Annotated in this window: 15 protein-coding genes; 7 read left to right on the plus strand and 8 right to left on the minus strand. The window is 67.1% G+C overall.

The features are described from left to right. Nucleotides 1-8 precede the first annotated feature (8 nt). Nucleotides 9-341, plus strand: a complete 333-nt coding sequence (locus tag LJ725_RS07700) for a winged helix-turn-helix transcriptional regulator (protein WP_230550050.1) — start codon at nt 9-11, stop codon at nt 339-341. A 6-nt stretch (nt 342-347) separates the two neighbouring features. Here LJ725_RS07700 and LJ725_RS07705 read toward each other — a convergent pair whose 3' ends face one another. From LJ725_RS07705 to LJ725_RS07725, 5 genes are all read right to left on the minus strand, one after another. Beyond that, nucleotides 348-896, minus strand: a complete 549-nt coding sequence (locus tag LJ725_RS07705) for a cupin domain-containing protein (protein ID WP_230550051.1) — start codon at nt 894-896, stop codon at nt 348-350. 70 nt (nt 897-966) lie between these two features. After that, nucleotides 967-2127 (minus strand): acyl-CoA dehydrogenase family protein, encoded by a 1161-nt coding sequence (locus LJ725_RS07710; protein ID WP_230550052.1) that lies wholly within the window; start codon nt 2125-2127, stop codon nt 967-969. A gap of 21 nt (nt 2128-2148) precedes the next feature. After that, nucleotides 2149-3168 (minus strand): ABC transporter substrate-binding protein, encoded by a 1020-nt coding sequence (locus LJ725_RS07715; RefSeq protein WP_230550053.1) that lies wholly within the window; start codon nt 3166-3168, stop codon nt 2149-2151. After that, the gene (locus LJ725_RS07720; RefSeq protein WP_230550054.1) at nt 3165-3953 is read right to left on the minus strand and encodes a YdcF family protein; all 789 of its coding nucleotides are present in this window, start codon (nt 3951-3953) and stop codon (nt 3165-3167) included. The genes LJ725_RS07715 and LJ725_RS07720 overlap by 4 nt, the downstream gene beginning before the upstream one ends. 170 nt (nt 3954-4123) lie before the next feature. After that, entirely contained in the window at nt 4124-4423 is a 300-nt protein-coding gene (locus LJ725_RS07725) for an HU family DNA-binding protein (protein WP_230550055.1), read from the minus strand. Between the two features lie 185 nt (nt 4424-4608). Between LJ725_RS07725 and LJ725_RS07730 the strand changes: the two genes are divergently transcribed. The 3 genes from LJ725_RS07730 to LJ725_RS07740 are packed head-to-tail and all read left to right on the plus strand — an operon-like array spanning nt 4609 to nt 7149. After that, nucleotides 4609-5505, plus strand: a complete 897-nt coding sequence (locus LJ725_RS07730; protein ID WP_230550056.1) for an acyl-CoA thioesterase — start codon at nt 4609-4611, stop codon at nt 5503-5505. Nucleotides 5506-5515: 10 nt separating this feature from the next. Continuing rightward, the gene (locus tag LJ725_RS07735; RefSeq protein ID WP_230550057.1) at nt 5516-5731 is read left to right on the plus strand and encodes a hypothetical protein; all 216 of its coding nucleotides are present in this window, start codon (nt 5516-5518) and stop codon (nt 5729-5731) included. Then, a complete protein-coding gene (locus tag LJ725_RS07740) occupies nt 5728-7149 on the plus strand; it encodes an amidase (RefSeq protein WP_230550058.1) in 1422 nt (473 codons plus the stop codon). Before LJ725_RS07735 ends, LJ725_RS07740 begins: the two co-directional genes overlap by 4 nt. Before the next feature lie 111 nt (nt 7150-7260). Here the strand turns inward: LJ725_RS07740 and LJ725_RS07745 are convergent, their stop codons facing one another. Then, nucleotides 7261-8763: an aldehyde dehydrogenase family protein gene (locus LJ725_RS07745; RefSeq protein WP_230550059.1), complete on the minus strand. Its 1503-nt coding sequence runs from the start codon at nt 8761-8763 to the stop codon at nt 7261-7263. Between the two features lie 229 nt (nt 8764-8992). Here LJ725_RS07745 and LJ725_RS07750 point away from each other — a divergent pair, with 229 nt between their 5' ends. Both LJ725_RS07750 and LJ725_RS07755 read left to right on the plus strand, forming a co-directional pair. Further along, nucleotides 8993-9853, plus strand: a complete 861-nt coding sequence (locus tag LJ725_RS07750) for an amino acid ABC transporter substrate-binding protein (protein WP_230550060.1) — start codon at nt 8993-8995, stop codon at nt 9851-9853. Nucleotides 9854-9876: 23 nt separating this feature from the next. Then, nucleotides 9877-10896: an LLM class flavin-dependent oxidoreductase gene (locus tag LJ725_RS07755; RefSeq protein ID WP_230550061.1), complete on the plus strand. Its 1020-nt coding sequence runs from the start codon at nt 9877-9879 to the stop codon at nt 10894-10896. Nucleotides 10897-11059: 163 nt separating this feature from the next. Here the strand turns inward: LJ725_RS07755 and LJ725_RS07760 are convergent, their stop codons facing one another. Then, on the minus strand, nt 11060-11641 hold the full coding sequence (locus tag LJ725_RS07760; protein WP_230550062.1) for a hypothetical protein: 582 nt from the start codon (nt 11639-11641) through the stop codon (nt 11060-11062). Nucleotides 11642-11727: 86 nt separating this feature from the next. On the opposite strand from LJ725_RS07760, the gene LJ725_RS07765 reads away from it, so the two are divergent. Continuing rightward, nucleotides 11728-14133: a DUF6600 domain-containing protein gene (locus tag LJ725_RS07765; protein WP_230550063.1), complete on the plus strand. Its 2406-nt coding sequence runs from the start codon at nt 11728-11730 to the stop codon at nt 14131-14133. 34 nt (nt 14134-14167) lie between these two features. Here the strand turns inward: LJ725_RS07765 and LJ725_RS07770 are convergent, their stop codons facing one another. Further along, the gene (locus LJ725_RS07770; RefSeq protein WP_230550064.1) at nt 14168-15136 is read right to left on the minus strand and encodes a D-2-hydroxyacid dehydrogenase; all 969 of its coding nucleotides are present in this window, start codon (nt 15134-15136) and stop codon (nt 14168-14170) included. Nucleotides 15137-15158 lie beyond the last annotated feature (22 nt).

A 15158-nucleotide genomic window follows, 5' to 3' on the forward strand; every position in this document is an offset into this window, starting at 1 on the left:
CGCGCACGATGGCCGAGAGCAAGGCTCCCTGGTGCCCGGTGACGGCGACGGTCGAGGTGATCGGCGGGCGCTGGAAGCCAACGATCCTGTTTCAGCTCAAGGACCGCCCGCGCCGCTTCAACGAACTGCGGCGCCTCGTTCCAGGAATCACCCAACGCATGCTGACGCTTCAGTTACGCGCGCTCGAGCAGGACGGGATCGTGTCGCGCACGGTGCACAACACGATCCCGCCTCACGTCGAATACTCGTTCACGAAGAAGGGCTGCATGCTCGGGCCCATCCTCGACGCCATGGAGGCCTGGGGCGATGCGCACCGCCCGCGCAAGCGCGGGCGAAACTGAGGCCGCCTAGTTGGCGCCGGCCGTCGCGCTTTCGATGGTAATGGCCTTGCCCGCGGCCATGTCGAACTTGAGACGGCGTACATAGTCGAGGTCGCGGCCGGTGACGCGCACGAAGCGACTGCCGTCGGGATAGTCGATGGCGTGGATCGCGCCGACGTCGTAGACGCCCGCATGACCGGGCTCGAGGCGGTAGCTCCTGACCTTCTCGAGCTTCGCATCGCCCGCGTCCGTGCCGCCATCGACCCGTCTGTATTCGCTCATGTCGGTGTACATCACCGCCTGTCCATAGACCGCCCACGAAGCGCCGTGGTCGTGCGGCGGGCTCTTGTGCGGCTTTGGATTGCAGTGCGCCAGCACGACGAAGCCAAGATCCTTGTCCTCGTAGAGCTTGCGCGTGCCGAGTGGCGCGGCCGGGCCGACCGCCTCGTCGACGAACGAGGAGTTCGCCAACAGCTTCTCCAGCAGCACGCGAACCTGTTCGCGGCCGGGGGGCCCTTCATGCGTCTTGAGCGCGGACTGGGCGTCCTTGACGAAGCTGTCGAGCGTGTAGGTCATGCGTCGGCTCCCCCGAGAAATCCTGCGTCGAACGGCGGAGGGAAATGATCCGCCCGCCGTTCGGCCCGTGTCAACGGCCGCCGAAGATGCGGCGGGCGATCACCATGCGATGCACTTCCGACGGGCCTTCGTAGACCCGCATGGTGCGGACCTTCTGCGCCATGATCGACAGCGGCAGCTCCTGCGTCACGCCCATAGCGCCGAACGCCTGCTGGGCGTGGTCGATCACCTCGGTCGCCATCTCGGTCGCATAGACCTTGATCATCGAGGCTTCCATGCGCACGTCGCGGCCCTCGTCCTGCTTCACGGCGGCATCCATCACCATCAGGCGGCAGGCATGCAGCTTCATCGCCGCGTCGGCCACCCACCATTGGATCGCCTGGCGATCGGCCAGCTTCTCACCGAAGGTGACGCGCTGGTTGGCGTGCTCGACCAGCATGTCGAGGGCGCGCTGCGCCATGCCGACGCACCACGAGCCCATCTGCAGGCGACGAATCGTGAGACGCATCTGCATGGGTGCGAAGCCCGCCCCGATGCGCCCCAGGACCTGGCTCTCGGGCACGCGGCAATCCTCGAACACGACCTCGTAGGTGCGCTGACCGGCCAACATCGGGATGGCGCGCGCCACCACGAGGCCCGGCGTGCCCTTATCGATCAGGAAGGCAGTGATGCCGCCGCGCGAACCGAGGTTCGGGTCGGTCACCGCCATGGCGATGGTGAAGTCGGCCTTGGCGATGCGGCTGATCCAGATCTTGCGGCCGTTGATGACCCAGTCGTTGCCGTCCTTCACCGCCCGGGTCTTCATGCCGGCCGGGTCGCCGCCGGCACCGGGCTCGGAGATGGCAATGGCGGAGCTGGTCTCGCCCGCCGCGTAGGGCTCGAGGTACTTCTTGCGCTGCTCGGGATTCGCGGTGGCGAGCAGCATGTGCAGGTTGGGCGAATCGGGCGGGAAGGTGAAGGGCACGCAGGTGTAGCCCAGCTCCTCGTTGACGCCGACCAGCGCCACGGCCGGCAGGTTGGCGCCGCCGACCTCTTCCGGCACGTCCAGCGCCCACAGTCCGAGATCCTTGCACTGCTTGAAGAGCTTGGCGTTCTCGTCGTCTGACAGCGAAGCCTGCTGGCCGGTGGCGAAGCGCTCGAGCACGTTCTTCTCGAGCGGCATCAGTTCGTTGCGCACGAACTTCTTCACGAGATCGCGCAGCATCTGATGTTCTTCGTTGACCTGGTACATGCCTGTTCCTCCTGAATTCCGCTACGCCGGTTTCCCGACGCCCTTGTTGACGAAGTCGAGCGTGTAGGCCCGGCCCACATCGAGCCCCCTGGGCAACACGTCGACATCGACCATCGACTGATAGAAGGCCTGCCAGCGCGCATCGGTCATCGCCCCGACGCCCGCCTGCAGCGCGTCGCCCGAGAGCACGATGCCGCGCTCGTTCATCACCTTGATGGCGTACTGGATACGATCGTCGGTCTGCTCCGGATTGGCCTTCTTGATGAGGTCATTTGCCGCTTCGGTGGCCGGGCCTCCCTTGAGATACTGCGCCCAGCCTTCGAGCGTCGCATTCACGAAGCGTTGAATGAGGTCGCGCTTTTCCGTCGCAAGCCTGCGCGAGATCGCGATGGTCGTCTGGTAGGCGCTGAAGCCGGCATCGGCGATCAGCAGGTAGGGCGGCATGCGCCCGAGCGCCCGCGAGATCGAATAGGGCTCGGAGGAAATGAAGCCCTGTTGCACCACGTTCCTGTCGGCGAGATAGGGCGCCATGTTGAACGTGTAGGGCCGCAGCTGGTCGTCGCTGAGCCCGTACTTCTTGCGCAGGTACGGCCAGTAGGTGACGCGGCCGCCGCTGCCGATCAGCAGCGTGCGCCCCTTCAGGTCGGCAAAGCCGTTGAAGCCGGTGTCGGGATGTCCGATCAGGACCTGCGGATCCTTCTGGAAGATCGCGGCGATCGTGAAGAACGGCGCATCCTCGCGCACGTAGGTGAAGGCCTCGAAGCTGTTCGACATGGTCATGTCGACGCGGCCCATCAGCAGGAGCTGGCTGATGTTGAGGCTCGGTCCGCCCTGTCGGATCTCGCAGTCGATCCCGGCCTTGCGGTACAGGCCCGCGGCGACCGCCTGGTAGTAGCCGCCATGCTCGGCCTGGGCGCGCCAGTCGGTCTGGAACACGAGCTTCTCGAGCGTCTGCGCCCGCGCCGGGCGCACCAGCGGCCACAGAAGCGGCGTTGCCGCAAGGCCGAGGGCCGCGCGCCGGCTGAGACGGTAGGCGGTCATGGAGCAAGAACCTCCCCGCGGCGGTCGAAGCGAAGCGCAATCAACTCCTTCAGAGCCATGGCCGACTCGCCCAGCGCGCCGATCGAGGGCATCCAGTAATCCCACCACACGGTGCCGTCGTCGGGGACCGTCCAGTCGACGCCGAAGATCGCGAAGTCGAGGCTGGCCCACCGGGCAAGCTTGGCCGCCCGCGGAATATGGAAGGCCGAAGTGACGATCGCCACCCGGCTGCCCTTCACCATCTCGCGTACGTTGCGGATATTCTCGATCGTGTTGAGCGCCTTGCCCTCGGACACGATGACGTCGTCGGGAACACCCAGCGCGACCAGGAACCGGCGCATGGCCTCCGCCTCGGTGGTCGCGGGGCCACCCCGTTGCTCGCTCAACGAGCCGCCGGTCACGATGATCTTCGGGGCCGCGCCGGCATGGAACATCCGCGCCGCCAGCCAGATTCGATCCGAGGCGTCGGTGAGTTCAGGCTCCATCGTATGCGGCGGCTGCGCCGGGGTGATGCCGCCGCCCAGAACGACGATCGCCTCGTAGCAGCACGGCTTGTTGCCGGCGACAAGCCGGCGGGCCTCGGCCTCGAGGATCCCGTTCAACAGCGTCGACAGAGGGGTGAACGACAGAACCAGCGTCTGCAGGATGGCGAGCCCCAGAACCACCGACGCCAGACGACGCCATCCGAACAGGCGCATCGACAGCCACAGCACGACGCCCAGCGCCAGCGAAGCCGGCGGCAACATCAGGTTGGCGAGGATTTTCAGGAGGATGAAGGTGTTCATGCCGGGACGCGTGCTCCGGCTATACTAGAAGAGCTGCCGCCAATCTCGTGCAAACGAACGCAGGCGTGTCGCTCTGCGATGAGGGAGTCGCACTGAAGCGTCGGGCCCAAAAAGAAGGGCGGGCCCGGCCTGCGCCGGGACCCGCCCGATCCTTACTCGTCGGAAACGAGTTAGATCGCTTCCTTGAGATCCTTGGCGACGCGGAAGGCCACCTTCTTGGAAGCCTTGATCTTGATCGCTTCGCCGGTGGCCGGGTTGCGGCCCATGCGCGCCGGACGGGCGCGGACCTGCAGGATGCCGAGGCCGGTGATACGGACCTTGTTGCCCTTCTTGAGGTGACGGACGACCAGGTTGACGAATTCGTCGAGCGCGCCCGTCGCATCCTTCTTGGTCATGCCCGTCTTCTCGGCCAGCTCGGCTGCAACCTTGGACAGCGGAACGGTCGGAACGGTGGTGGGTTTGGTAGCCATGGTTGAGGGGTTCCTTACATTTCTTGGTTTCGCCGACGTCCCTGACGCCCCAGGGCACCGTCGACGGCGCCAAGGTTATCCACGAATCAATCCCCCGCAAGTCCGGAATCCACGGAAAATGTCGATTTTTGGGGCTTTTTGGGCCATCAGAGGCAGTCATCCACAGATTGCAGAGAGAGTTTAGCGTGTCGAGTCCCGCCTTGATCCCGACTTTCAGCACCGCCGTGAACACGTGGCAGTGCGACGAAAACAACCATTTGAACGTGCAGTTCTACACCGAGTTCGCCCACGAAGCGTCGGCCAGCCTGCTGGCGCATCTGGGCTTCGGACCGCGTGCCCAGCGGAGCGCCGGCTCGATCAGCCGGCCGGTCGACGACCATGTCCGCTACCTGCGCGAGTTCCGCGTCGTCGAACCGGTCGAGGTCCACTCGGCCCCCGTTGAAGTCGGCGAGCGCGATCTCGTCGCCTATCACGAGGTGCGCAATCCCGCGAAGGGCGAGGTCGCCGCCACCATCCGTCGCCGCATCGAATGCGACCGTCCCTGGCCGGCTGCCTTCCGCGCGCGCGCCCAGGCGGCCTGCGTGCCCTTTCCCGAATCCGCACGGCCGCGCAGCGTCGGCAAGCTCGCCCTGCCTGACCTGACGCTCGCCGAGGCGCCCGCGATCGGGCTGGTTGAGGTCGGTCGCACGCAGATCACGCCCGACGAATGCGACGAACGCGGCGACTTCCTGCCGCGTCATCATTTCGGGCGATACTCCGACGGCGCACCGGTCCTGTGGAACCACATGGGTTTCGATCGCGCCGCCATGCAGGAACGGCAGGAAGGCTCGGTGGTGGTCGAGATGCTGAACCGCTATCGCCGGCCGCTGAAGGCCGGCGACCTCGCCGTGGTGATGAGCGGCCTCGCCAGCTTCACCGACAAGACCGTCGTCTTCACGCATTTCCTGTTCGAGGCGGAGAGCGGCACGCTTGCTGCTTGCGCCGAAGCCGTCGGCATGAAGTTCGACCAGAAGATCCGCAAGATCATGACGTTTCCGGCCGAGGATCGCGCCCGCATGGAGGCGCGCCGGCTCAGGCTCTGAGGAGAAGGCGATGGACGAGAATACGATGGACGAGAAGATCAGGACGGCCGCCGGCATCGCCGCAGGTCTTCAGGGCATCGCGTACGACGACAAGCGGCTTGCCGAACTGGCGGCGGAAGTCGAGATCCTGAACGACGCCGTGCGCAAGGCCGCCGCCCAGCGCCTCACCTTCGACGACGATCCGGCGGCTTTCGCCAGCATCATGGCGAAGGAAGCGCGCTCGTGAGGAACGACGATCTCGCGCTTGAGGATCTCACCGCCATCGCGGACGCGATCGCCGGGGGACGCATCACCTCGGTGGAAGCCACGGAAGCGTGCCTCGCGCGCATCGACCTCTGGCAGCCGAGGGTCAACGCCTTCCTGCGCGTCTATCGCGAGAAGGCGCTGGCCCAGGCACGCGCCATGGACGCCGAGCTCGCCGCCGGCAAGAGACGGGGGCCGCTGCACGGCGTGCCGATGGCGCACAAGGACATGTACTACCGCAAGGGCGAGGTCTCGACCGGCGGCAGCAAGATCCGCGGCGACTGGGTGGCGCCGGTGACGGCGACGGTCCTGAACAAGCTCGACGCGGCGGGCGTTGTCGAACTGGGCTTCCTCAACATGGCGGAGTTCGCCGCCGGTCCGACGGGCCACAACGTCCATCATGGACATTGCCGCAATCCCTGGGACCAGACGCGCGTGACCGGCGGCAGTTCGAGCGGCTCGGGCGCCTCGGTGGGCGCACGCATGGTCTATGGCGCGCTGGGCTCGGACACCGGCGGATCGATCCGCCTGCCCGCGGCGGCCTGTGGCGTGGTTGGCATGAAGGCGACCTACGGACGCGTCAGCCGCGCCGGCGCCGTTGCGCGCTCCTGGAGCCTCGACCATGTCGGGCCGCTGACCCGAACCGTGCGCGACAATGCCCGCATGCTGTCGGTCATCGCCGGCCACGATCCCGACGATTCGACCACCAGCGAGAAGCCGGTGCCCGACTATGAGGCGCTGCTCGACGGTGGCGTGGCGGGCCTGCGCATCGGACTTGCGCTGCCGACGGATGGGCTCGCCCCGCTGGACCCGCAGATCGGCGCTGCGATACAGGCCGCTGCCGATGCGTTGGGACGCCTCGGGGCTAAGGTCTCGACCGTCACCCTCCCCGACTTCACCGCACTCTATCGCGCCGCCGAGGTGATGGTGAAGTGCGAGGCGGCGGCCATGCACCGGCCGTGGATGGAGAAGACGCCCGAACTCTATGCCAACCAGGTGCGCACGCGCATGGAGGCAGGCTTCTTCATTCCCGCGACGCAGTACATCGACGCGCTGCGCCTGCGCTCCCATTTCGTGAAGGAGTTCCTGTCGAGCGCGATGGACGGCGTCGACGCAGTGCTGCTGCCGGCCATCCCCTTCCCGCTGCCGACCATCGAGGAGACCGACACCGAGACCAAGGGCGGTCCGGCGGTGCTGAAGATGGTGGCGGGCTTCACGGGCCTTACGCGCCCGTTCAACACACTCGGCATCCCCGCCCTGTCGGTGCCGTGCGGCTTCGACACGAACGGCGCGCCGATCGGCATGCAGCTCGTCGGCCGACCGTTCGACGAGGCGATGCTCTACCGGATCGGTCACGCCTACCAGGGGGCGACCGACTTTCACACCCGGATGCCCCTGTAAGACAAAGGTCCCTCGCTGACGCTCGGGATGACAATTTGCTGGGATCGACGCACTGCGCCAACCCTCTCAACAATGTCATCCCGCGCGCAGCGAGGGACCTTTGGTCAACCGTCAGACGGCCAGATTCACCGTCACGCTCTTGCGCTGGGTGAAGCTGTCGAGCATGCCCTCAAGCGAGAATTCGCGGCCGAGGCCCGACTGCTTGTAGCCGCCATAGGACATGCCCGGCGTCTGGCCACCGCCCTGGTTGACCTGGACCCAGCCAGATTCGATGGCGTGCGCGGCGCGCAGGCCCTTGCCGATGTCGTGCGTCCAGACATAGGCGGCGAGACCGTAGTGGCTGTCGTTGGCCATGCGAATCGCCTCCGCCTCGTCGCTCCAGCGGATCGCCACCAGCACCGGCCCAAAGATCTCCTCGCGGGCCAGGCGCCAGTCGTTCGAGCGGTCGGCGAAGACGGTCGGCATGGTGAAGTAGCCTTCGCTCAGCGGGCCGGTCTTGGGCGGCAGGCCGCCGAACACCAGCTTCGCGTCGGAACGGTCGAGACCGTCCTGCACGTACTTGCAGACCTTGGTGTACTGCTTGTTGTTGATGATGGTGCCGATGTCGCTCGCCTCGTCGAGCGGATCGCCGATCTTGAGCGCGGTGGTCTTCTTCTCGAGCTTCCTGAGGAAACTGTCGAAGATGTCCTCATGCAGGAACATGCGCGAGCCGGCGGTGCAGCTCTGGCTCTGGCGGGTGAAACGCATCGCGTTGATGATGCCGTCGACCGCCCAATCCTCGTCGGCGTCGGGATAGACGATCGAGGGGCTCTTGCCGCCCAATTCGAGCGATACCGGCACGATGCGCTCGGCGGCGGCGCGCATGATCACCTTGCCGACCTCGGTCGAGCCGGTGAAGGAGAGCTTGCGGATCTTCGGATGGTTGGCGAGCGGGCCTCCACATTCCTGGCCGTAGCCGGTCAGCACGTTCAGCACGCCCGGCGGCAGGAACTCCTGGCAGATGTCGGCCATCAGCAGCACCGCCATCGGTGCATCCTCGGCCGCCTTCATCACCAGCACGTTGCCGGCGCACAGCGCCGGCGCGATCTTGAGCGCGCCCAGCATCACCGGCGCGTTCCACGGGATGATGGCGCCGACGATGCCGATCGGCTCGCGCCGCGTGTAGGAGAGCACGTGCTCGCCGAGCGGCACGGTCTCGCCCTTGAGTTCTGAGCCGAGACCGCCGAAATAGCGGAAGATGTCGGCGGCCAGCTTGGCCTCGCCGCGCGCCTGGGTGCGCAGCGCGTTGCCGGTCTCCAGCGCGATGGTCCGCGCCATCTCTTCGCTGCGCGCCTCGAGCACCTCGGCGATCTTGAGCAGGATCTTACCCCGCTCGCGCGGCACGACGTTCTTCCAGGCGGGGAAGGCCTTCTCCGCCGCCTCGACGGCGGCGTTCACGTCGGCCTCGCCGGCGCGCGGCACTTCGGCAACGGCCGTGCGCTTGCCGGGATTCTCGATGATGATGCGGGCGCCGGAGGCACTCTCGACCCACTTGCCGCCGATCAGCATGCCCTTAGGCTTGTAGGTACCGGCCGGCTGGGCCTGGGTCTTCATTTCGGCAATGGCGGTCGACATGCGGGTCCTCCGGGGTCCAAAAAATCGGCCCGGAGTTTGGCCCGCAGGACGCCGCGCTACAAGCAGAACGGCCGTCCGCGTGCACTTCCTCCAGGCAACGTCGCGACATTCTTTCGCCTCGCGGGCAACTCGTCGCAGCGGCCTTGCACCCGCTGTCGCCGGCCGCGTTTCCAGTGGCGACCACGGGCCGAATGTCGGATTGTTCGGCCGTCATTCGAAGAGGGACGAGATGAAGCGATTCCTGAACGGCGTTGCCCCGATCCTGGCCGTGGGCCTTGGCCTCCTGGCAGCCGGCAGTGCGTGGGCGGGCACGCTGGACGACATCGCAAAGACCGGTGTCCTGCGCGGCGGCTTCCGCGAGAACGCCCATCCCTTCGCCTACAAGGGCGCCAACGGTGTCCCCGGCGGCTTCATGGTCCAGCTCTGCGAGGCCGTGGCCAAGGACATCGCCCAGCAACTCAAGCTTCCCGGCCTCAAGGTCGAGTTCGTGCCGGTAACCACCGAGAACCGCCTCGACATGATCAAGCAGGGCAAGATCGACCTGCTCTGCGATTCGCTTACCGAGACGCTCGACCGCCGCGCCGTGGTCGATTTCTCGATCACCACCTTCGTCGACGGCACCAGCTTCGCCATCCGCAACGACGGGCCGCGCGACCTGCAGGAACTCGCCGGCAAGAAGGTCGGCGCCGTCGCCGGCACGCTGACGGAAGAGGAACTGAAGAAGGCGCTGGCATCGATCCACGTCAACGCCACCATCGTGCCCTTCACCGATTTCACCACGGCCATGACGGCGCTCGAGAAGGGCGAGATCTCGGCTTATTTCGCCGGCGGCGCGATGCTGACGGCGATGATCAAGGATCACAAGGACGCCGCGAAGATCCTGCTGGCCAACACCTATCTCAGCCTCGAGCCGTTCGCGCTCGCCATGAAGCTGGGCGAGGGCCCGTTCCGTCTCGCGGTCGACCGGGCGCTCAGCCACATCTACCGGTCGGGACAGATCGCCACGATCTTCGGCGACGTGTTCGGCAAGAATGCGCGGCCGACGCAGCAACTCCAGACCCTCTACATGATCGCGACCTTGCCGGAATAGGCCGCAGGGCCCATCTCGCGTCCATGTCACGTCCTTTCCGCCTCTCCGTCCTCGACCAGTCGATCGCCGTCTCTGGCCGGCCGCAGGACCAGTCGATCCGCAACACGGTTTCGCTCGCCCGGCACTGCGAGGCGCTGGGCTACGAACGCTTCTGGGTGTCGGAGCATCACAACCATCCCACCATCGTCGGCACCGCGCCGGAGATCGTAATGGCTGCGATCGCCGCCACGACCGAGCGCATTCGCATCGGCAGCGCCGGCATCATGCTGCCGCACTATTCGCCGTTCAAAGTGGCCGAGGTCTTCCGCGTGCTCGAGGCGCTGGCGCCCGGACGCATCGACATGGGGCTTGGCCGCGCGCCGGGCTCGGACGGCCGCACCGCCTTCGCCCTCAATCCGGCGGCCAACGAACGACCGGAGCATTTCCCGGCCGACGTGCGCGATCTCATCGCGTGGGTGAACAACCAGCCGCTGGTAGAGCGCCATCCCTTCGGCTCGGTGAAGGCTTTTCCCCAGTCGCCCACCTCGCCGGAAGTCTGGATCCTCGGCAGCTCCGACTATGGCGCGCAGGTCGCCGCTTTGTTCGGCCTGCCCTATTGCTACGCCTGGTTCTTCAGCGACGGCGCGGGCGGCGAACGGGCCATCGATCTCTACAAGCGCAGCTATCGCCCGAGCGCGCGCCATCCCGAGCCGCATTCGGCCCTCTGCGTTTGGGCGCTGGCCGCCGAGACGACGGAGAAGGCGCAGTACCATTTCACGTCGCGGGCGCTCAGCCGCATCAATCGCGACAAGAACATCCTGGGTCCGCTGCTGCCGCCCGACGAGGCCGGCAAGGCGCCGCTCGCCGATTTCGAGCGCGCGAAGATGGAACAGTTCCGCAAGGACTCCTTCGTCGGCACCGGCCCCGAGGTCGCCGCCCGCATCACCGAGCTGAAGGAGCGCGTCGGCGTCGACGAGATGGCCGTCGTCACCTGGACCCACGACGAACAGGTCCGCCGCGATAGCTACACAGAACTCGCCAAGGCCTACGGCTTCGCGCCGTAAGCGGGCTGTTTAGCGTACCACCTCATACTGAGGAGCGGCCGCAGACCGCATCTCGAAGGATGAGCAACGAACGGGGTGCGTGTGCGCATGCTTCGAGACGGCTGCTGCGCAGCCTCCTCAGCATGAGGTCTTTGGTGCTGGTTAGCGGTCTTGCGCAGAAAGACTACCGCGGCTCCGTCCAGCTCTCCGAGAAGGCCAGCGCCGAGGTGCTGAAGGGACGGCCCTCGCGCTCGCGCGGCCACGGCTTGCCGCGGGCCTGCTGGCCGTTCAGCGTCAGGCGGCCGGACAGTGCCGGAACCAGTACGGTGCACACGCCGTAGGGGCGCGGGTTCGGCTCCTTGTTGGGCTCGGTGTGGATCAGCAGCGGATCGCCGATGTCGTGCCAGGTGAGCGCAATCTCGGCGTCGGCGGCCGAGACATACTCGGTCCAGAAGTAGCGCGGGTCGCCGGACTTGCTGAAGTCGGCGTCGATCACCGGGATCGACAGGTCCTTAAGCTCGGGATTGAGCATCCCCTGCACGGTCTGCTGCAGCCAGCGCGCCATCGCGATGTTGTCGGAATAGATGCGCCAGTGGCCATGAGTCAGCTCGCTCTTGAGATAGAGCACGTGACCGGGGCCGGCCGGGCAGAACAGGATGCGCCAGTAGCTGGCATCGGTCGAATTGGGATCGCCGTCCTTCTCGCTGAGACGCAGGAACGGATTCTCGCCCGTCAGGACGACGCGGTGCGGATCGGCGACGCTCATGGTTTTCCCCCTTGGTTCGACTGAATCGACGCAACCGCGCACATGGGCGGGCGTTCACGGGACCTAGCCTATCAGGAGGTCCCGCAATGGGCGAAGCCTTTGGTCGCACGACGTTGAAGCTTCTGGCCGGTTTCATCGGAGCGTCGCTGGTTACCGTGGCGGCCACCGCGCAAACCCAGGGGGAACCGCCCGGGCAGGTCGGACGGCTGGCTTTTGTCGACGGGACGGTCTCCTTCCACGACGACGAGCAGAGCGGCTGGACGAAGGCTGTCGTCAACACGCCCCTGACGAGCGGCGATGCGATCTGGACCGAACCCAATGCGCGCAGCGAGGTGTCCGTCGCGGGGACGCGCATCCGGATGGACGGCTCCACCGAACTCGACATGTCGCAGATTGACGACAGCCAGGTCCGCCTGCAACTGGCGCAGGGTCGGATCGACGTGAAGACCTTCGCGATGGACGCGACACAGCCGTACGAGATCGTCACGCCGCGCGGCACCATCACCCTGCAGCAGCAGGGCGACTATTACGTCGAGGCAGGCTCCACGCAGGACCCGACGCGGCTCGGCGTGCGGTCCGGCGCGGCGCAGATCCAGGGCCTCAACGGCCAGGTTCTGGCGGTGCGCGCCGGCGAAGTCGGCGAGGTGTCCGGCGACGGCAGTTCGCTGCAGCTCAAGGCCATCCACGCCGCGCCGCCGGCGCCGGCCGCCTCCTGGGCCGCGCGCGACCGGCAGGTCGTCTACGACCAGCAGCCGCAATACGTACCGGCCGGCATGACCGGCTACGAAGACCTCAACGCCTATGGCAATTGGGTCAACGACGGCAGTTACGGCCAGGTGTGGGTGCCGCGTTCGACGCCCGCCGGCTGGGCCCCCTATCGCACCGGCCACTGGTCGTATGTAAAGCCGTGGGGCTGGACGTGGATCGACGAGCAGCCCTGGGGCTTTGCGCCCTATCACTACGGCCGCTGGGCCAACAGCAACAATCGCTGGGTCTGGGTCCCGCCGCAGCGCGAGCAGCGGCCGGTCTATGCGCCGGCGCTGGTCGCGTTCGTGGGCGGCCTCGAACTGGCGGCGCAGCTCGGCAACCAGGGCCGCAATGCGGGTCCCGTCGGCTGGTTCCCGCTGGGACCACGCGAGGCGTACGTCCCGCCTTATTCGACCAACCGCGATTACTACCAGCGCATCAACCGGTCGGCGCAGATCCAGGACCGTGACCTGAACGATCGCTGGGAACGTGCGCAGCGCCGGGAGGCATTCGTTGCGGGCCGGAACTCGGCGCTGGCCAACCAGCGCTTCGCGACCGTGGTGCCGTCACAAACCTTCGTGCGCTCGCAGCCGGTGCAACGCGCGGCGCTGACGGTCACCGCCGACCAGATGGCGAAGGCCGCCGTGGCGCCTGTGTCGGCGCCGCCGGCTCCCACCGCTTCGTTCGCGGCGACGGCCGACACCAAGGCCGATGCAAAGACCGCGACCAAGCCGGATGATGCCAAGGCACCGGCCGACCCCAAGGCGGCGGCTGCGCGAAACGCTGCCGAGCCCAGGGGCAAGACCGGCGATTCAAAGGCCGGTGATGTGGGGGTCACAAAGACCACCGTTGCCGACATGCCGACACTCGCGAAACCCGTCGCAGCGGACCAGCAGAAGAAGGCTGCGGCCCCCGGTCCGAAGATCGCCTCGAGGGACGCCAAGCCGGGCGCCGACACCCAGGCCAAGACCGCCGAAAGCCCGGACGTGAAGACGGTCAAGCCCGCCACGCCGCCGCTGCAGCCCCGTCGGGGCGCCGCTCCGCCGGCGCTCAAGGAGACCAAGGCTGCGCCGGAGCCGGCCCGTCAGGAGAACGCCGGCAAGCCGGCGGTCAACCAGCCCAAGGAAGCGGCCCCCGCGCCGCCGAAGCCCGCCCTGGCCTCGCCCGAACCGTCCCCAGCGAAGCGTGACGAAGGCAAGCCCAGCGAGCCGAAGCAGGCCGCTCCGGCGGCCGAAAAGCCCGCCGAGAAGCCCTCTGAAAAGCCGGCTGAAAAGCAGACCGCGCCGCAGTCCCGCCCGGACCCGGGCAAGCAGGACGATCGCAAGCAGGCGGCGCCGGACCAGCAGAAGCCCAGCGCGGCTCCTCAGCCCCGCTCGGAGGAGCCCAAGCAGGCTGCGCCTGCACCGAAGCCTGCCGCCGTTCCCCAGCCGCGTCAGGAAGAGCCGCGCCAGGCTGCCCCGCAGCCTGCGCCGAAGCCTGAGGCCGCGCCCCGTCCGGAAGCGCCGCGTCAGGCCGCGCCGCAGCCCAAGGCCGAACCCGCGCCGCCGCCGCAGCAGGCCCAGCCGCCGCGTCCGCAGCAGCCGGCGCCGCAGCCGCCACAGCAGCAGGCCCCCAAGGACAAGGAAACGCGCGCTCCGCAGCAGCAGCCGCAGCAGATCGCCCAGCCGCCGAAGGCTGAGCCACAGTCGCAACAGCAGCCGCAACGCGGCAACAACGGCGGCGGCACCAAAAAGGACAAGGACTAGCCTGGCCCTCGGGGCGCAGGCCTCGAAGCCCGGCCTACAGAACCTGGTTTCGGAGCGTCGCCTCGCCCCGCCACAGGCGGTCGAGGTTCTCGATCAGGATGTCGATGACGTTGTCCTCATAGGCGCGGGTCTCGCCCGCCGTGTGCGGGGTGACGAAGACATTGGGCAACGTCCAGAGCGGCGATGCCGCCGGCAGCGGCTCCTCGGCGGTGACGTCGAGCGCCGCCGCCCAGATCTTGTTGCCTTCCATCGTCTCGATGAGAGCTGCTTCGTCGGCGACCTTGCCGCGCGCGACATTTACAAAGACCGACGAGGGCTTCATGGCGGCGAAGGCGGCCGCGCTCATCAGGCCGGTCGTCTCGGGCGTCAGCGCGCAGGTCAGCGCCACGATGTCGGCCTGCGGGACCAGCTTCACCACGTCCGCCATGCCGTGGATCTCGTCGGCGCCGTTGGCGCCCGCCTTCGGGTCGCGCCGGATGCCGATCACCTTCATGTCGAAGGCCTTGGCGAGCTTGGCGAGATGGCTGCCGATGCGGCCCATGCCGACGATCAGCAGCGTCTTGCCGCCCAGTTCGTCCTCGCGCTGGGTGAGATCGCCCAGCATGCCGCGCCAGACCTTTTTGTGCTGGTTGTCGCGCGCCTCGGGGATGCGGCGATAGACGGCAAGGATGAGGGCCAGCGCGTGCTCGGCCACCGCGCGGGCGTTGACGCCGGCGGCACTCGCCAGACGGATGCCCTTGGCGCCCAGCATTTCCTTCGAATACTGGTCCATGCCGGAGCTGATCGACTGGATGAACTTCAGCTTGGAGGCATGAGGAATGATGTCGTTCTTCCACATGCCGGAGACCGAGACCACATCGGCCTCGCCGACCCGCTGCACGAACTCGTCGTAGCTGCGTACCTGGAAGCTGTTGATGCCGGTATTCCGGGCATCGAACCGCGCCTTCATCTGGTATGCCGCATGCGCGAAGCAGATTGTCAGCTTATCTCTGGTCGGAAACATGGAACTCCCCCTGCACAAGGTG

The organism is Reyranella aquatilis, assembly GCF_020880995.1.
GTDB classification, from domain to species: domain Bacteria; phylum Pseudomonadota; class Alphaproteobacteria; order Reyranellales; family Reyranellaceae; genus Reyranella; species Reyranella aquatilis.